The 17498-nt window shown below is 34.8% G+C and carries 18 protein-coding genes; 12 read left to right on the forward strand and 6 right to left on the reverse strand.

Features of this window, described 5'->3' with window-relative positions; translation table 11 throughout:
* Nucleotides 1–40: 40 nt before the first annotated feature.
* From kynU to DFQ09_RS01015, 12 genes are all read left to right on the forward strand, one after another.
* On the forward strand, nucleotides 41–1315 hold the full coding sequence (kynU, locus tag DFQ09_RS00960) for a kynureninase (RefSeq protein ID WP_115808396.1): 1275 nt from the start codon (nucleotides 41–43) through the stop codon (nucleotides 1313–1315).
* 66 nt (nucleotides 1316–1381) lie between these two features.
* Entirely contained in the window at nucleotides 1382–2779 is a 1398-nt protein-coding gene (locus DFQ09_RS00965) for an FAD-dependent oxidoreductase (protein WP_115807720.1), read from the forward strand.
* A 363-nt stretch (nucleotides 2780–3142) separates the two neighbouring features.
* Nucleotides 3143–3577 carry a RidA family protein gene (locus DFQ09_RS00970; protein WP_115807721.1) on the forward strand — a complete coding sequence of 145 codons (435 nt, stop codon included), beginning with the start codon at nucleotides 3143–3145 and terminating at the stop codon, nucleotides 3575–3577.
* Between the two features lies 1 nt (nucleotide 3578).
* Nucleotides 3579–4202, forward strand: a complete 624-nt coding sequence (locus DFQ09_RS00975) for a hypothetical protein (RefSeq protein ID WP_115807722.1) — start codon at nucleotides 3579–3581, stop codon at nucleotides 4200–4202.
* Entirely contained in the window at nucleotides 4203–5642 is a 1440-nt protein-coding gene (locus tag DFQ09_RS00980; protein ID WP_115807723.1) for an aldehyde dehydrogenase, read from the forward strand.
* A 162-nt stretch (nucleotides 5643–5804) separates the two neighbouring features.
* Nucleotides 5805–6587 (forward strand): SDR family oxidoreductase, encoded by a 783-nt coding sequence (locus tag DFQ09_RS00985; protein WP_115807724.1) that lies wholly within the window; start codon nucleotides 5805–5807, stop codon nucleotides 6585–6587.
* 196 nt (nucleotides 6588–6783) lie between these two features.
* On the forward strand, nucleotides 6784–7320 hold the full coding sequence (locus DFQ09_RS00990; RefSeq protein ID WP_115807725.1) for a 3-hydroxyanthranilate 3,4-dioxygenase: 537 nt from the start codon (nucleotides 6784–6786) through the stop codon (nucleotides 7318–7320).
* 156 nt (nucleotides 7321–7476) lie between these two features.
* Nucleotides 7477–8562 carry an amidohydrolase family protein gene (locus DFQ09_RS00995; RefSeq protein WP_115807726.1) on the forward strand — a complete coding sequence of 362 codons (1086 nt, stop codon included), beginning with the start codon at nucleotides 7477–7479 and terminating at the stop codon, nucleotides 8560–8562.
* A 37-nt stretch (nucleotides 8563–8599) separates the two neighbouring features.
* Complete coding sequence (locus DFQ09_RS01000; RefSeq protein ID WP_115807727.1) at nucleotides 8600–8797, forward strand: hypothetical protein; 198 nt, start codon at nucleotides 8600–8602, stop codon at nucleotides 8795–8797.
* 50 nt (nucleotides 8798–8847) lie between these two features.
* A complete protein-coding gene (locus tag DFQ09_RS01005; RefSeq protein WP_115807728.1) occupies nucleotides 8848–9507 on the forward strand; it encodes an O-methyltransferase in 660 nt (219 codons plus the stop codon).
* The gene (locus DFQ09_RS01010; RefSeq protein ID WP_115807729.1) at nucleotides 9500–10279 is read left to right on the forward strand and encodes a HipA family kinase; all 780 of its coding nucleotides are present in this window, start codon (nucleotides 9500–9502) and stop codon (nucleotides 10277–10279) included. Before DFQ09_RS01005 ends, DFQ09_RS01010 begins: the two co-directional genes overlap by 8 nt.
* Nucleotides 10269–10661, forward strand: a complete 393-nt coding sequence (locus DFQ09_RS01015) for a DUF3037 domain-containing protein (RefSeq protein WP_115807730.1) — start codon at nucleotides 10269–10271, stop codon at nucleotides 10659–10661. Before DFQ09_RS01010 ends, DFQ09_RS01015 begins: the two co-directional genes overlap by 11 nt.
* Before the next feature lie 72 nt (nucleotides 10662–10733).
* On the opposite strand, the gene DFQ09_RS01020 is transcribed toward DFQ09_RS01015, so the two are convergent.
* The 6 genes from DFQ09_RS01020 to DFQ09_RS01045 all read right to left on the reverse strand — a co-directional run bounded on the left by DFQ09_RS01020 (nucleotide 10734) and on the right by DFQ09_RS01045 (nucleotide 17277).
* Nucleotides 10734–12236, reverse strand: a complete 1503-nt coding sequence (locus DFQ09_RS01020) for a S8 family peptidase (RefSeq protein WP_115807731.1) — start codon at nucleotides 12234–12236, stop codon at nucleotides 10734–10736.
* 115 nt (nucleotides 12237–12351) lie between these two features.
* Nucleotides 12352–12642, reverse strand: a complete 291-nt coding sequence (locus DFQ09_RS01025; protein WP_115807732.1) for a Sec-independent protein translocase subunit TatA/TatB — start codon at nucleotides 12640–12642, stop codon at nucleotides 12352–12354.
* A 103-nt stretch (nucleotides 12643–12745) separates the two neighbouring features.
* Complete coding sequence (locus DFQ09_RS01030; RefSeq protein WP_115807733.1) at nucleotides 12746–15043, reverse strand: M1 family metallopeptidase; 2298 nt, start codon at nucleotides 15041–15043, stop codon at nucleotides 12746–12748.
* A gap of 62 nt (nucleotides 15044–15105) precedes the next feature.
* The gene (locus DFQ09_RS01035) at nucleotides 15106–15612 is read right to left on the reverse strand and encodes a DUF6702 family protein (RefSeq protein WP_115807734.1); all 507 of its coding nucleotides are present in this window, start codon (nucleotides 15610–15612) and stop codon (nucleotides 15106–15108) included.
* A 47-nt stretch (nucleotides 15613–15659) separates the two neighbouring features.
* Nucleotides 15660–16472: a peptidase associated/transthyretin-like domain-containing protein gene (locus DFQ09_RS01040; RefSeq protein ID WP_115807735.1), complete on the reverse strand. Its 813-nt coding sequence runs from the start codon at nucleotides 16470–16472 to the stop codon at nucleotides 15660–15662.
* The gene (locus tag DFQ09_RS01045) at nucleotides 16459–17277 is read right to left on the reverse strand and encodes a carboxypeptidase-like regulatory domain-containing protein (RefSeq protein WP_115807736.1); all 819 of its coding nucleotides are present in this window, start codon (nucleotides 17275–17277) and stop codon (nucleotides 16459–16461) included. The genes DFQ09_RS01040 and DFQ09_RS01045 overlap by 14 nt, the downstream gene beginning before the upstream one ends.
* Nucleotides 17278–17498 lie beyond the last annotated feature (221 nt).

The raw sequence follows: 17498 nt of genomic DNA on the forward strand, positions 1-17498 counted from the left end.
AATTATGCTATTTTTGTTACAAACCGAAAAACCTTTCAAATTGTCCAACTACCAACTAGGTCTTGACTACGCAAAAAAACAAGACGCCTTAGACGAATTATCCCAGTATAGAACACAATTTCATATCCCAAAAGACAAACACGGAAATGAACTTATTTACCTTTGTGGCAACTCTTTAGGTCTCCAGCCAAAATCAACAAAGTCTTATATCAATCAAGAATTAGAAGATTGGGCAAACCTTGGTGTAGAAGGTCATACTGACGCTAAAAATCCTTGGTTACCTTATCATGAATTTTTAGCTGAAGCAACAGCAAAACTGGTTGGAGCAAAACCAATTGAAGTGGTCACTATGAACTCTTTAACGGCTAATTTGCATTTTATGATGGCGTCTTTTTACAAACCAACTAAGGAACGTTATAAAATTCTCATAGAAAGTGATGCCTTTCCTTCAGATAAATATGCTGTAGAATCGCAATTAAGGCATCATGGCTATGATGACAAAGAAGGTTTAATTCTCTGGAAACCAAGAGAAGGTGAAGAATTACTAAATTATGAAGATTTAGAAGCTATACTAAAAACACACGGTAACGAGATTGCACTGATAATGATTGGTGGTGTAAATTATTACACGGGTCAGTTTTTCGACTTTAAACGTATTACAAGCCTTGGTCACAGTTATGGTTGTAAAGTCGGATTTGATTGTGCACATGGTGCCGGAAACGTTAATTTAGACTTACATAATTCTGGAGCCGATTTTGCCGTTTGGTGTACTTACAAATACATGAATTCTGGACCAGGAAGTTTGTCGGGATGTTTCGTCCACGAGCGACATGCTTACGACAAAGACCTCAACCGGCTTACAGGTTGGTGGAGCCACAACAAAGACACACGTTTTAATATGCGACATGAGTTTGATGTGTTACCAGGAGCCGAAGGCTGGCAATTGAGTAATCCACCAATTCTATCAATGGCTGCGATTAAAGCATCTTTAGATATGTTTAATGAAGTTGGTATTGAAAAACTGATTAAAAAATCAAAAAAACTAACGGGTTATTTCGAGTATTTACTGAAAGACTTAGGAGAAGACACCATAAGAATTATCACACCAGAAAATCCTGATGAGCGTGGTTGCCAACTCTCCATTCAAGTTTTAAAGGCTGATAAATCATTACACGATAAATTCACCGAAGCCGGAGTCATTAGCGATTGGAGAGAACCAGATGTTATAAGATGTGCACCAGTGCCATTGTATAATTCATTTGAAGATGTGTACCTTATGGTTGAAAAAATGAAAGTTATTTTGAATAAAAACTAAATGTCACCTCGAGCGCAGTCGAGAGGTCAAATTAGGTCTCGACTGCGCTCGACCAGACAGAATACTATGAAGAAACAAGAAAACATACTAATCATCGGGGCAGGACTTTGCGGAAGCCTATTAGCATTAAGACTAGGGCAAAGAGGCTATAACGTCACTGTTTACGAAATGCGTCCAGACCTAAGAACCACAGATATTTCTGCAGGTCGTTCCATCAATTTAGCATTTTCGGATCGTGGAAACAAAGCCATGAAACTCGTTGGTATTGAAGATAAAGTGAAAGCATTGTGCATTCCTATGAATGGCAGAATGATCCACGACAAAGAAGGCAATACGTTTTTATCTAATTACAGCGGAAGAGATTACGAATATATCAATTCAATTTCTAGAGGAGAACTCAACGGTTTACTTTTAACTGAAGCGGAAAAGCACGACAATGTCACCATTCATTTCAACAAGAAATGTAACTCTGTAGATTTCGAAAAAACCACAGCCTTATTTCAAGATTACAATTCTAAAGAAGAGTTTATTGAAGATGCAGATTGCATTATCGCCACAGATGGAGCTGGATCCGCATTACGAAAGAGCTATTATTTAAGTAATAAATTTTTATTCAGTTTTTCGCAAGACTATTTAAGTCACGGTTATAAGGAACTAACCTTTTTACCAAAAGAAGATGGTGGTTACAAAACCTATAAAAACGCTTTACACATTTGGCCAAGAAGTAGTTTTATGCTTATCGCCTTACCAAATTTAGACGGTAGTTTTACAGTCACTTTATTTTTAAGTTACAGTGAAGGCGAATACAATTTTAATAATTTAACCACACCAGAATTGGTAACGGCATTCTTTCAAAAAGAATTTCCAGATGCTTTGGAAATCATGCCGAATTTGGTGGATGATTTTTTCGAAAATCCAACAGCCGCTTTAGGAACCGTAAAATGTTCCCCTTGGCATTATAAAGGAAACACCTTATTAATGGGAGATTCTGCACATGCCATTGTGCCTTTTTATGGTCAAGGTATGAATGCCTCATTTGAAGATGTGGTTGAATTTGATAAAGTACTAGACCAAAATCTTGACAATTGGGAAGATACTTTTGAAGCCTACGAGAAAAACAGGAAGAAAGATACAGATGCCATTGCCGATTTAGCTATTGACAATTTCCATGAAATGAAAGGTCATGTTGCGAATCCAATATTTCAAGAAAAACGAAAAATTGAAATGGCTTTAGAAAAAGAATTCCCAAATCAATATTCATCAAAATATAGTTTGGTTACCTTTAATGAAAACATTGGCTATAGAGAAGCCATGTTAAAAGGACGAGCTCAAGACAAGGCTATTTTGAACATGTTGACGGATAAAATTATGTCATCAGAAGATGATTTAAAAGACATCTTAGATAAGGTAAACGTAGAAACGGAAGCGATTTTAGAAGACGATCGGATTGCGGGATTGCATTAGCTGTTAGCTGTTAGTTGTTAGTTGTTAGTTGTTAGTTGTTAGTTGTTAGTTGTTAGTTGTTAGTTGTTAGTTGTTAGTTGTTAGCAAAAAATTAAAAAACTTGGGATTGAAAACAATAATTAGTAAATAAGAATGTCCCAAATCAATTCAAAGAATTGAACATCAATCTGCAGAAATAATGAGCATTACAGAGAGTAAAATATATTTTAATCGAAGGTAGAAACGAAGTTTAATGTAGATGCGAAGCGAAGCTTCAAGCACGGAATTCTGAAAGCGAATGTTCCGAAGGAATTTCCTCAGATTGATCGTGATTTTTTGGTTCGTTTGCATCAAGGCAAATGAACGGAATAAAAAAATAAAATGATGAGTAAAACAAATGATAAAATTCCTGCTTCCGCAGGAACAGGAGTAACACCAAGAGGAGCCTATCCACACGTAAAACAAGTCGGAGATTTTATTTTCGTATCAGGAACAAGTTCTCGTCGACCAGATAACACCATTGCAGGTGTCGATATTATAGACGACATGGGCACAAAACGCTTAAATGCCTATACACAAACTCAAGAAGTCTTAAAAAACATAGATACGAATCTTCAAAAACTTGGAGCGAGCTTAAAAGATGTGGTGGATGTTACCTCATTTTTAGTCAACATGAATGACTTTGCGGACTATAACAAAGCCTATGGTGAATTCTTCGAAAAAGAAACAGGACCAACTAGAACAACGGTTGCAGTACATCAATTACCACACCCTGATTTAGTGGTTGAGATAAAGGTTATGGCTTATAAGAAATCTTAAAATGAAGAAAATAGTTTTAATCTTATTTCTATTTATCAGCTGCTATTCATTTGCAGATGCAGGCTATGCCTATCGTTTTCATTTAAATCTTGTATCTGAAAAAGGTGATACACTAAACGGATACTATTATCTATACACTGAAAATGAATTTAGAAGAAATAACGATTTTAAAGATTTTTTAGGTAAAGATATTATTACTTTATATTCTTCAATTTCAACTATATCCATAGGAAACCTAGCTTTAGATTTTACAAAAACTGATTTCAAAAAAACAATAAATCTTTCCGACTATTGGAAAGTAAGTATAAACGATTATTTAGATTTTGGAGTGACAGACAGAATCTTTGAATTAACTGATGCGGAATATGATTTAATCAAAATCAATCAACCTAATTCCGTAGGAATCTACAACGAAAATTATGCTGAAAATTGTAGAACAATACTAATGACTTGGAATAATGATACTGAATTATTAAACCATAGAAATGACATTTCAGAAAAAATAAAGTCCTTTGAAGACGATTTCACCAAACATGATGATGAACTCAGTAATTATTTTAAAGAAAAAAAAGAATCTCTACTCAATAAAGGCATATTATTAATATTTCATTGTGATGCACTATAAATGAAAATTCAAAACTACATAAACGGCAATTTCCAAAACCCAATTCAAGATAACTGGATCGACAATTATAATCCATCTAATGGAGAGGTTTACGGACAAATACCAAACTCGTCAGAAGAAGATGTTGAAAAAGCATACAAAGCAGCTAAATCTGCATTTCCAAGTTGGTCGCAAACTACACTAGAAGAACGTAGCAGAATCTTAATTAAAATTTCAGAATTACTAGAAGCCAACTTACAGCGTTTTGCAGAAGCAGAAAGTAAAGACAATGGCAAACCTATTAGTTTAGCTAAAGCTGTTGATATCCCAAGAGCAGCAAGTAACTTTAGATTCTTTGGAAATGCCATCACGCAATTTGCAAGTGAAAGTCATGAATCCGTAGGACAACAAGCCATAAATTACACCTTACGCCAACCCATTGGTGTTGTGGGCTGTATTTCACCTTGGAACCTTCCACTCTACTTGTTTACTTGGAAAATCGCACCAGCGCTTGTCGCAGGAAATTGTGTGGTTGCCAAACCAAGTGAAGTCACACCAATGACAGCTTATTTATTAGGCGAAATCTGTAATGAAGCAGGCTTACCAAATGGCGTATTGAATATTGTTCACGGTTTAGGAACAACAACAGGACAAGCCATAATTGAACACCAAGATATTAAAGCCATTAGTTTTACAGGAGGTACAGCAACAGGAGCACATATTGCGAGAGTTGCCGCACCACTATTTAAAAAATTATCCTTAGAATTAGGCGGGAAAAATCCAAATATCATTTTCGCAGATTGTGATTATGAAGACATGCTGAATACAACGGTTCGCTCATCATTTGCTAATCAAGGGCAAATTTGTTTATGTGGCAGTCGAATTTTTGTAGAAGCCTCTATTTATAAAAAATTTAAAACTGATTTTGTAGCTAAGGTAAAAGCATTAAAAGTTGGACATCCTTCGAATGAAGACACCAATATTGGAGCATTAGTATCTAAACCTCATTTAGAGAAAGTAAAGGAATATATTGAAATCGCTAAAGAAGAAAACGGCACTGTGTTATGTGGTGGTAATGAAGTTACTGTTAAAGGTTATGAAAACGGTTATTATTTAGAACCAACGGTTATTGAAGTTCCTAATGACGACTGCAGAGTGAACCAAGAAGAAATTTTTGGACCTGTCGTCACCATTATGCCATTCAATACTGAAGACGAGGTTTTAGAAATGGCAAACAAAGTTAAATACGGACTTTCAGCGACATTATGGACCAATGATTTAAAACGCACCATGAAATTAAGTCACCAACTGCAAGCAGGAATTGTTTGGGTAAATACTTGGATGATGCGCGATTTAAGAACACCCTTTGGGGGCGTAAAAGCTTCTGGAGTTGGACGTGAAGGCGGCTTTGAAGCTTTGCGTTTTTTTACGGAAGCTAAAAATGTTTGTATAAAGTATTAACGGAAGAACCAAGAGTATAGATAAAAGAGAATAGACAGACTCGAATGCTCTTTATTCTTTTCTCTTTTATCTCATAAATTGAAACGAAATTATTAATTATAGATAGTACTGATCATATTTCAGTATTACATTAAAAAGATTCCTGGATTTGCAGGAAATATTATGGATTTACAATTAAACAACAAATACGCATTAGTTTGCGGAAGCACAGCAGGAATAGGAAAAGCAACAGCACTAGCTTTAGCAGCAGAAGGTGTACAAGTAACACTAATTGCTAGAAATGAAGATAAATTAAAAGCTACACTAGCCGAGTTACCGCAACAAAGACAACACGATTATATTGTCGCTGATTTCTCAAACCCTACGGAATTAAAAGCTAAAGTATCAGACTATGTTTCTAAACATCATGGGTTTCATGTTCTGATTAATAATACAGGAGGTCCAAAAGGAGGTCCAGTATTCTCTGCCGATGTTGACGAATTTGAATCCGCTTTTACGCAACATTTAAAATGTAATCATGTATTAGTTCAAACGGTTGTTCCGTTTATGAAGGCTGAAGGTTATGGTCGTGTCATCAATGTGATTTCAACCTCAGTAAAACAACCTTTAGATGGTTTAGGAGTGAGTAATACGATCCGTGGTGCAGTGGCTAATTGGAGCAAAACGTTAGCGAATGAATTGGGACAATTTGGTATTACAGTAAACAACGTTTTACCAGGAGCTACAGGAACAGAACGTTTAGCAGAAATCATAAAGAACAAATCTGCAAAAACAGGGAACACTGAAGAAGAAGCTGCTAATGCTATGAAAAGTGCCGTACCAGCCAAACGTTTCGCAAAACCAGAAGAATTAGCTGATGCTATTACTTTTTTAGCAAGTGAACGCGCTGCTTATATTAACGGAATTAATCTTCCTGTTGATGGTGGACGAACAAAATCCTTATAATCCCAAGACCTGTCAGGTTTTAAAAACCTGACAGGTCTATTTTAGTAGAATTTCAATTTTTTATTAGTAATTTTAATGCATTGATTAATCTGCGTTAAGGGTTGCAACGACATCCTTTTTTTGCTGCCATATATGGCAAAAAAAGATATAGTGAAAAACCTGACCCTTTTTAGGGTAACGCCCTAATAATAACCTCATGAGCAAAATATATCCTCCCATTAATTTTAAAGCATGGATTGATGAAAACCGTCATTTATTAAAACCACCTGTTGGTAACAAAGTGGTTTGGAAAGATGGTGATTTTATTGTGATGGTCGTTGGTGGACCTAATAGTAGAAAAGATTACCACTATAATGAAACACCAGAATTTTTCCATCAAATTGAAGGAGATATGGTTTTAAAAATCATTGAAGATGGTGAACCTAAAGACATTCACATTAGAGAAGGTGAGATTTTTCTTTTACCACCAAAAGTTCCACATTCTCCTCAGCGTGGAGCTAATACTGTCGGTTTGGTTATTGAGTATCCTAGAGAAAAAGGTGTTCAAGATGCTTTACTTTGGTTCTGTGAAAACTGTACGACCAAATTGTACGAAGAAGATTTCACTGTTGAAAATATTGAAACCGATATGCCTATAATTTTCGACAAATATTATGGAGACAAGGATAAACGTAAATGTCCAAATTGTGGTGAGGTAATGGAACCACCAGAAAAGGTGAAGATCGATAATTAGAGGTCGGGTGATTTCCCGAAAAGGAAAAACTCTAAATTCATAAAACATACTAACTAAAGGGCTCAATAATAAGTTGATTTCCAATTAATAAGATTCCTGCTTTCGCAGGAATGACAAAACGAGATGCTTCGACTGCGCTCAGCATGACAACTACATATGACTAAACGAAAACTTAGAATAAACGGCCACTCACATTTACTTCCATATCCAGAGGAAATCCCTCAATTTATGCAAGATAAAGGGATTTTTTGGGTGGACAAAGATCGAAAATTCATGCTTCAAAAAGATTGGAATCGACCGATTACGGATTCTAGTTTTTTCTTAAATGAAAAATTAGCATGGATGGAGCGTTTTAATATTGACCATGCGGTTGTTTTAAATCTATCTCAACTTTACGGTAACGGATTGCGTGTTGAAGAGATGAAACAAGCCTTACGTTTTCAGAATGATTTTAATGCTAAAATTCAACATAATCATCCGAGTAAATTTACTTGTGGTTTTGTTGTTCATCCTGGCTTTGTTAGAGGAGCTTGCTGGGAAATTGAACGTTGTGTTGAAGTTTTAGGCCTTCAGCTTCTATGTTTACCAACCCATTACATGGATACTATTGGAACCTGGCGTTGTATTTTTGATGAGGAAAACGAGCCTATTTTTGAATTAGCGAATAAATACAATCTTGCCGTAGAAATTCATCCTTACGATGGAGAAAAATTCATAAAACTAGAAAATACGTCTTGGAGATTTCACTTAATTTGGATGTTAGCACAATGTGCTGATGCGTATCATTTCTTAACTTTAAATGGGTACCAAGACAAATATCCTAATATGCGAACTTGCTTTGCACATGGAGGACAATTGGCACAAATCAACTTAGGGAGACGAATTCAAGGATTTGATGGCCGACCAGATTTATTTGAAGGCAAAAGTCATCCTAGAAAAGCGGTTGGTCATAAAAACATATTCTTTGATACATTGGTACACGATACAGGTGGCCTAGAACTATTAATTAGAAATCAAGGCTCTAAACAAGTTTTAATGGGATTAGATGATCCTTATCCACTTGGAGAAATGGAAAGCGAAAAGCAATCTTCTTACCCTGGAAAAATTATAGATTTAGCTATAGAGCGCGAGATAATTACAGAGACCGAAGGTGATGCTATTTGGGAAGACAACGTTATTCAGTGGTTATGTGGAGATGATGAAGCCGCGAAACAGAAATTAGTTTCACGTATCCTATCTTAAACCGTTTATATTAAAAAATTCTTCAACCAAAATAATTATGAAAAGAATTGGAGCTTACATTGCTTTGGCAGGCGTACTACTTATTGTACTACCATACTTTAATCTTTCAATCATGTTTTTAAGTCAGATTGATGAATTGGGCGAAGCCACAGCTTTAGCGATTAAGATAGGTCTTATACTAATAGGTTTAATTCTATTTTTTATGGACAAATTGACAACCAAGAAACCACAGTAATCACAAAAGCGTAAATTGATTCATTCAATACGTTTACAATAGCACTATTTATGTATTTCTTACCTGAGGATTTAGATAATTACATCGTTGCCCATTCTGAGCAAGAGCCAGAATTATTACAGCAACTCACCAGAGAAACGTATCAAAAAATATTACAGCCCATTATGCTTAGTGGCCCTTATCAAGGTCGTGTATTGAGTATGATATCCAAGTTAATTAGACCGCAATCTATTTTAGAATTAGGGACTTTTACGGGCTATGCGACGCTATGTTTAGCTGAAGGACTTCAAAAAAATGGCAATCTTCATACTATTGACATTAATGAAGAATTGGTTGATTTTCAACGGAAATATTTTGACAAGTCTGAGTATGGACAACAAATTATTCAACACACAGGCAGTGCTTTAGATATCATTCCAGAATTAAATCAAACCTTTGATTTGATTTTTATCGATGCAGACAAACCCAACTACAGCAATTATTTCCATTTAATCATTGATAAGTTAAATCCCGGAGGCATTATACTTTCAGATAATGTATTATGGCATGGAAAAGTGGTTGAACCTGTTGGAGAAAAAGATATTTCAACAAAATCTATCTTAGATTACAACCAACTTTTAAAATCAGACAAAAGAATAGAAACCGTTGTATTACCGATTAGAGACGGCTTAACCATTAGTAGAAAATTAGAATCTACCAAGCATGAGTGAAATTGATATAAGAACTGTAGATGTCGTTAAATACATCACTCCGTTAAGAGAAGGTGGCTCGCTCCCTGCTATTGTCGAGGCTAGCGATGGTTTTCTTTATGTTCTAAAATTTAGAGGAGCCGGACAAGGTACAAAAGCGTTAATCTCTGAATTTATTGGAGGAGAGTTAGCACGAGCCATTGGTTTAAAAGTGCCAGAATTAGTCTTTATGAACTTAGATGATTCCTTTAGTAAAACGGAACCTGATGAAGAAATACAAGATTTACTTAAATTTAGTGTTGGCTTAAATCTAGGGTTACATTATTTAAGTAGTTCTATAACTTTTGATCCTTTAGTTTCTGTTGCAGATGCCCTAACCTCTTCTAAAATAGTACTACTCGATAGTATTATAAGCAATATAGACAGAACGGTAAAAAACACGAATCTACTAAATTGGAATAAGGAATTATGGGTTATAGACAATGGAGCCAGTTTCTATTTTCATCATAATTGGGACACTTGGAAAAACCATCTTACCAGAACGTTTCCGCTTATTAAGGATCATGTGCTTTTAGAACGCGCATCACTTCTAAGCGAAGCCTCTAAAACCATTGTTGACACGCTTGATGAAAGTACAATAGAAGATATCATATACAAGATACCCGAAGATTGGCTCACAAATGAATCCGATACTCTGACACCAGAAGAAATGCGAAAAGCCTATATTGAATACTTAAATTCAAGACTTTTAAAAATTGACACCTTAGTAAAAGAAGCTGAAGATGCAAGATAAAGTTACTTTTGAATATGCCATAATTAGACTTGTCCCAAGAGTTGAGCGCGAAGAGTTTTTCAATATTGGAGTCATTTTATTCTCTAAACGAAAGAAATTTCTAGGAGTTAAATTTAAAGTCGACGAAAATAAGTTAAATGCCTTTTCATGCGAATTAGATTTAGACGCCATAAATAGTTACTTAAAATCTTGGGAATTAATTTCGAAAGGAGACGCCTCTGGCGGAGCGATTGCGCAGTTTGAATTATCAGATAGATTTAGATGGTTAGCAGCATCACGTAGCACTATTATACAAAGTTCTAAAACGCATTCTGGGTTAACAGACAATCCTGAACTTGAATTACAATCTATTTTCAAAAAGCATGTTCTAGTTGCAGATTAACATCACGTTTTATATATAAAAAAAGCCTCATTATAAACTAATGAGGCTTTTCGTTTTATTATTCACTTCAGATTACTGCACGGCTTGTAAAGCATCAATATTACCATAACCAAAACTGCTGTTTTTATTTGGATAAAATTCTGCTGATTGTTTTAACCTATTAAGAACTTGTGTGCGACTCCAACTTGGATATCTCGACCAAATTAAAGCCGCTATACCAGCCGTAGTTGCTGTTGCTACAGAAGAACCACCTGTGTAACGTCGCTGACCATCATAAAATCCTAATACAGGAGGTGCTTTACTTGTATTATTATCTCCTTCCATAATAATTGTAAAATCGATTTTACTACCGCTATGACAAGTATCACAACGCTCATAATTACTGCCATCATTAACACCGGTAACGGCAACCGTTTCGCTCATGGTTGCTGGGAATATAACACCAAAGCCATTGGTAAAACTCGTAGACGTTCCGCCTGCTGCAAAAATCAATTTATTTTTACTGTAAGCATATTTTACTGCATCTTTAATATTACCAATAGACCATACGTAACCAATGGACATAGAAATAATTTTAACATCACTTCTATTTCCTAAATCTACTAAAGCTTGAGACACCCCTTTACGTTCATGATAATCATTTAATAACACATCTTCTGTCGCTCTATAAGCAACCAAATTGGCGTTATAAGCCACACCAACTGGCATGCCATTATCGTTTCTCGGAGACGCCATAGTAGAGCCCATTGCTGTTCCGTGTCCGCACTTATCATGTGGACCATCATAATTGCTAGACCACCACCAATTGGAATCAATAAATGTCCCATATTTCTGAACAAAACGCCCTGAAGAATAGCCATCATTAATTCCTACTGAATTTAAAAGTGATTGTGTTTTTGAAACTCCTGTATCAATTAATCCAATAGTGACTCCAGAGCCTGTAGAAAAATTCCAAGCATTTGGTATATTGTGTTCATTAAAATGCCAAGACACTTGGGCATTATTAGGCGCAATAGTTGAATAATGTGCTGAACTAATAGAATCTCCACTTGTATCACATCCTGAGCTCGATTTTTCTTGAACCTCACCAGTATAATGATTATAACCATTTGGCTCTAAATACCTAACGTTAGCGCTTTCTCTTAAAGCAATAATGGTTTCAAGTTTAGTTACTTCTGCATCAAAGACAGTTAGGATATCATCTTCCTTAAGTTTGAAATCGCTTTTAATGACGTCCTCTTTATTAAGAATCGTAGCAATTAAGTTAATTTTTTTGTTTTGAAGATCAGTATCTCCAGCTTCGCCAAAACTCTGACCTTCATTACCGTAACCAACAGTCAGTACATTTTGCCCATGCATTAACGCGCTCCATAAGAAATGTGCGTCTTCCGTATTCCAATCAAAATCTCCTGTAGTTCTAATGCTCTCACTAATGCGTTGATTAATTTGTTCAATAGTTAGAGGATTTTCAGAAAACTCAACAGCTTCTGCTTCAGTTTCAATAACAGTATCTTTAGAACAAGATACTATGGTAATCGCTATGAGAAGCACTACCAAAGTGTACATTTTTTTCATATAATAAAATTTAGACGATTATTAATTCTCTAAATATATTAAATAAAACGCACTAATTACTTCTAGTATTTACGGTTGTTTTAAAAAATGAAGTGTATTTTTAAGAAATACGCAATTACTTATTGCGTTTTAAGGATCCTGTAAAGTCTTCAAGATCATCTTTTACTTTGTTTAATTCGTCAGTCACACTTTTAGTTACGTCTGTATCTATAATGTTACTTTCTTTAGCACTTTTAGTCACTTCGTGTTTTATATCGTTGGTTGCATCTTTTAATTGACGCATACCTTTACCTAAACCACGCGCAATTTCAGGTAATTTATCTGCACCAAATACTAATACCACTATGAGTAGTATTACCATTATCTCGGCAGCTCCTATAAACAAGATTGTAAGTTGATGTATCACGATGCAAATATAAAGTGAGTTTGTGGATTATACCACTTCAAATTAAAAATAAAAAAAAGCCGACTTTAAATAAAGTCGGCCAAATTATATAATACACTAATTACTAGTCTCTTAACTTATTTTTAAATTTATCGAAGTCACTATCTTTAACTTCTTTAGGCCAAGCATTATTAGTGGTATCAACATCAGCTGTTTCTAAATCTGGATCTAAAGCTATAGAAACGATTTCCTTATCGCTTGCAATGGCTTTACTAACCTGTTTATCATTTAGTCTCCATATTTGAACAGGATACGTTTCTCTCTTCTTAGTACCATCTGCATAAGTAAATTCTACAATAATTGGCATTACTAATCCACCTGGCTTTTCAAAGGTTACCTCGTAAAAATACTGTGGTGCCGTCTTAAATTCTTTTTGTTCCTTTGGTGAAAAGTTATCCATAATGTATTCTTTCACTGTAGGCAAATTATCTATAGTTCCTGCACTTTTTATCGCATCGTCATAACCTTCGGCTCCTTCTTCAATAAAATAAACTAAGCTACTTGGATCTCTATTATATTGCTCAGCTAGGCGCTTTCCATTATCATTTGGTGTTCCTGTAACTGCAAATCTCTTAACTTCTTTTATACCAATATCAGTATAATCTGTGGTATAAAACCAACCTCTCCAAAACCAATCTAAATCTACTGCTGATGCATCTTCCATGGTACGGAAAAAATCTTCAGGAGTCGGGTGCTTAAATTTCCAACGGTTGGCATATTCTTTAAAAGAGTAGTCAAACAAATCATGCCCCATTATAGTTTCTCTCAAAATATTTAATGCGGTTGCAGGTTTACCGTAAGCATTGTTTCCAAATTGGTACGTATTTAAACCTTTCGTCATAATTGGCGCAATGAAATCTTGATTGCCTCCCATATATCTCACTATGTTTTTAGCCGGTCCTCGTCTAGACGGATACGCTTTATCGCTTGGCGACAACGCTGCTGGATACCATTCTGCAAAATCTTGTTCTGCGATGTATTGACTAAAGGTATTTAAACCTTCGTCCATCCATGTCCATTGACGCTCATCGCTATTTACAATCATAGGAAACCAGTTGTGACCAACCTCGTGAATAATAACACTTATCATTCCGTATTTTGTTCTATCAGAATAATTACCATCTTTATCAGGACGACCAAAATTGTAACAAATCATTGGATATTCCATTCCCATTGGTGCATGTACAGAGATGGCCTTATGATACGGATAATCAAATGTCATTCTAGAGTACGTTCTTAATGTACTCGCTACAGATTTTGTTGACCATTGCTCCCAAAGTGGATTTCCTTCTTTAGAATATAAAGACACCGCCATCACATCTTTTTCGCCTAATTTAACAGCCATCATATCCCATAAAAATTTTCGAGAGGTTGCAAAACCAAAATCACGAACCATCTGTGCAGACAGTTTCCATGTTTTCTTCTTCTTACTTTTAGATTTCTCGGTAATTTCAGCTTCAGCTTGTGTCACAATCATTACAGGTTCATCGTAAGATTTTTTCGCCTTGTTAAAACGCTTCATCATATCTTTAGTAAATACGTCTTCACGATTTACTAAATAGCCTGTACCATCTAAAATATGATCTGCAGGTACTGTTATGTTCACATCAAAATTACCAAATGGTAAGGCAAACTCATCACGTCCCCAAAATTGAGAATTCTGCCAACCTTCTACATCATTATAAACAGCCATACGTGGATAGAACTGCGCCATCACATAAATACGGTTATCGTTTTCTTCAAAATACTCATATCCTGAACGTCCACCATCCTTTACGTGGTCATTAATATTGTACCACCATTTTATTTGGAACGAAAATTTCTCACCAGATTTTAAAACCTTTGGCAATTCTACGCGCATCATTGTACGGTTTATAGTATGAGGCAAATCTTTACCACTAACATCCTTAACATGCTCTATATTAAAACCTCCATCAAAAGATTCTTTTAAATACGATTTTACAGCTCTAGAAGATACTGTAGCTGGCGAAATACCAGAACTACTAATCAGTGGGGTTTTAGAATCTCTCGCACGCATATTCTGATCTAATTGTACCCAGAGGTAATTTAAATCATCTGGCGAATTATTAGTATATGTAATCGTTTCATCACCATGCAATTTTGCATTGTCATCATCGATTTCAATATCCATTTTGTAATCTGCCTGCTGCTGATAATATCCTGGACCTGGTGCTCCTGAACCCGTTCTAAAAACGTTGGGTGTAGAAAACTCTTCGTACAACTGCTTGAATTTGTTTTCATTAGTATGACCCTGTTGGCGTTCTGCCTTTTCGTCATCTTGAGCGTATGTGCTAAAAGAGGTTAAAAGTAGAGCACATAAGAAAAATTTAAAGATTTTCATAAAAGATTTTTGTTGTTAAAGTGGTGACTAAAATATGAATTTATAATGGCTTTGATATTGTATTACTTAAAATTTAACACGCTAGTATCATTCTCTGGCACCAACAAAAAACTCTTATTTTTACCTAAAAGTTTTAACCGAACAATATTTTGTTGGTCTGAAAATACATCGAATAAAACCTGATTGGTAACCGCGATAGATTTGATATTTGAAACATTTTCTATTTCTAAATAGCAGTAGGTAATGTCGTCTTTGTATTCCTTACCGATAAACTTAAAATTTACATTAGTATCATTAACTTTAACCTTTAATTTATCAGTTAAATACCGACTCATATAAGTTTCTACTTTTTCTGATTCATCTTTACCAGCGAGTATTATACTTTCATCATAACGCTTTCTGAGTAAAGTTTCAAAATCATCAATAAAAATCTGACTTATAATCTGAAGGGATTGTTGCTCTTTGGCGTATTCAATTTCTGTGACACTAACGTAATATTCGTGTGAATTAGAATTGGAAATTAAAAATGGAAGTGTAAAAAGGAGGCTTACAAAATATCGTAGTTTCATGTTGTGTATTTGGATTGTAATATACGTTTACAAAACGCCGTCCAAAGTTAGTCTTTAGTTGTCAATTTTCTATTTTCTTGATATACTTTTAGCTTAGCTTGTAAAAACTCGAGCATAGCAATATCATCATTCTTCTTACACAATGTTAAGAAGTCATCATCTTCTTGACAGAATAGAAAGTACTCAACACGTAGATTTTCAGCTAAGGAATCATTTTCAAAAATATAATTTTCATAGTTATCTTTCATGTGTATTATACATGCATTACGATCGTCTAATTCTACAATAGCTTTTAGTTTTTTTGTTCTTCCGCTAATGGTGTTTAATAATTTATTGAGGTTAATACTTGGACCTCCGCCATAAATCCCACCCACCAATCCAACCATAGCTCCTGCATCTGCATCGTACAGTTTGCGTTCATTTTGAGTAAGTTGTTTCCCTTTATAACCTGGTATTCCAAGATCGTAGAAATTAATTTCGGGTTCAACTTCAAGATTTTGAAGGTCGGATTCTAAACTTCCTGTAAAAATTTTTCCGACAACAACTTCATTTAACTCGTTTACACTTTCAATCATCTGAACGTATAACTCACCTGAATACATTACGATTTCAGAAACAATAACCTCTTGGGTTTGGTATTTTACTCCTGAAATCACTAAAGTATCTAGAGCTTTGGCGGGAATTACAAAACTTCCGTCTTCAAATGAAATGGTATATTTTGCTGCTGTTTTGTTTTGTATGTGAAGGCCTTCAACCTCATCGTTTGCAATTAGCTTACCATTTAAATCGCTTCGCTGCGCGCTAACAAATAACACATTTATTAAGGCAACAACGAGATAAAGAATTTTACTCTTTTCCACTAGTATCTTTTAAAAACGCTTTACTTAAATGAGAAATACGTTCTAAAAGTTGCATTTCCTTATTTTCTTCAAATAAGCTATCGTCTATGCCTTCTTTATCAGCATAGTCAATAAATGACTCCACCTGGTCTAAAGGTATATCAAAATTGTTGTGAATATAATTGATACTATAGGTATCTAAAGCTTTCTTGAAAGGTGTTTTCTCTAACATAACATCTTTCTTGCTTTTAAATTTAATTTTACTAAAATCAACCACGTTTTTAATCAGAAATCCAGCGACATTAACCAAGTCTACCATATCTCCCATATGTGGATTGTATTCATTAAAAGCTAAATTATCTGCTTTGGTCTTATAATCTGCAGAGAACTCAAAATCCTCAATATTATCTAAACCAAAATAAACAGCATCTAGGCTTACGTTGTAAGTTCTGACGCTTTCTAAATCCGCTCCTAAATTACCCGTTAGGTCAAATGGTAGAAGAACAACTTCATCTAATTTATTGACTTCCTCAACAAGAATAACCGTTAAACGTTTAGAGAATATGACCTTGTCTGTGATTATAACATTAAAATCTTTAAATTGAAGTGCCCCAAATTCCACAACATCATTAAGTGCTACTTTTATTTCAAAATTCCCATCTTCATCAGTATAGGTTCCTTGATTGGAAGAAGAATTAAAAACTGCAACGCCTTCTTTATCTTCAGATGACACGACGATTCTACCATTTACGGTAATCCGTTCAATATCCTGACTAAAAGCGGTTAATGTAGCAATTCCGAATATTAAGAGTAGTATTTTTTTCATATGTTTGACTGGTTTTTTTTATTATTATCACATGTAGTTTGCGATTAATCATCTCCTTAATTGGAAACAATTTTAACATGCTCGTTTTCTAATTTTATTTCTTGTACTAAATTTCGGGTATATTCTTCAATTCTCATAGGAATTGACTAGTAAATGTTTGTTAAATTAGAAAATAGAACAATTCATAAAGATTAGCGTTCTTTGTAAAACTGTATAATTTA

Origin of the sequence: Winogradskyella pacifica (genome assembly GCF_003386275.1) — a bacterium.
Lineage (GTDB): Bacteria > Bacteroidota > Bacteroidia > Flavobacteriales > Flavobacteriaceae > Winogradskyella > Winogradskyella pacifica.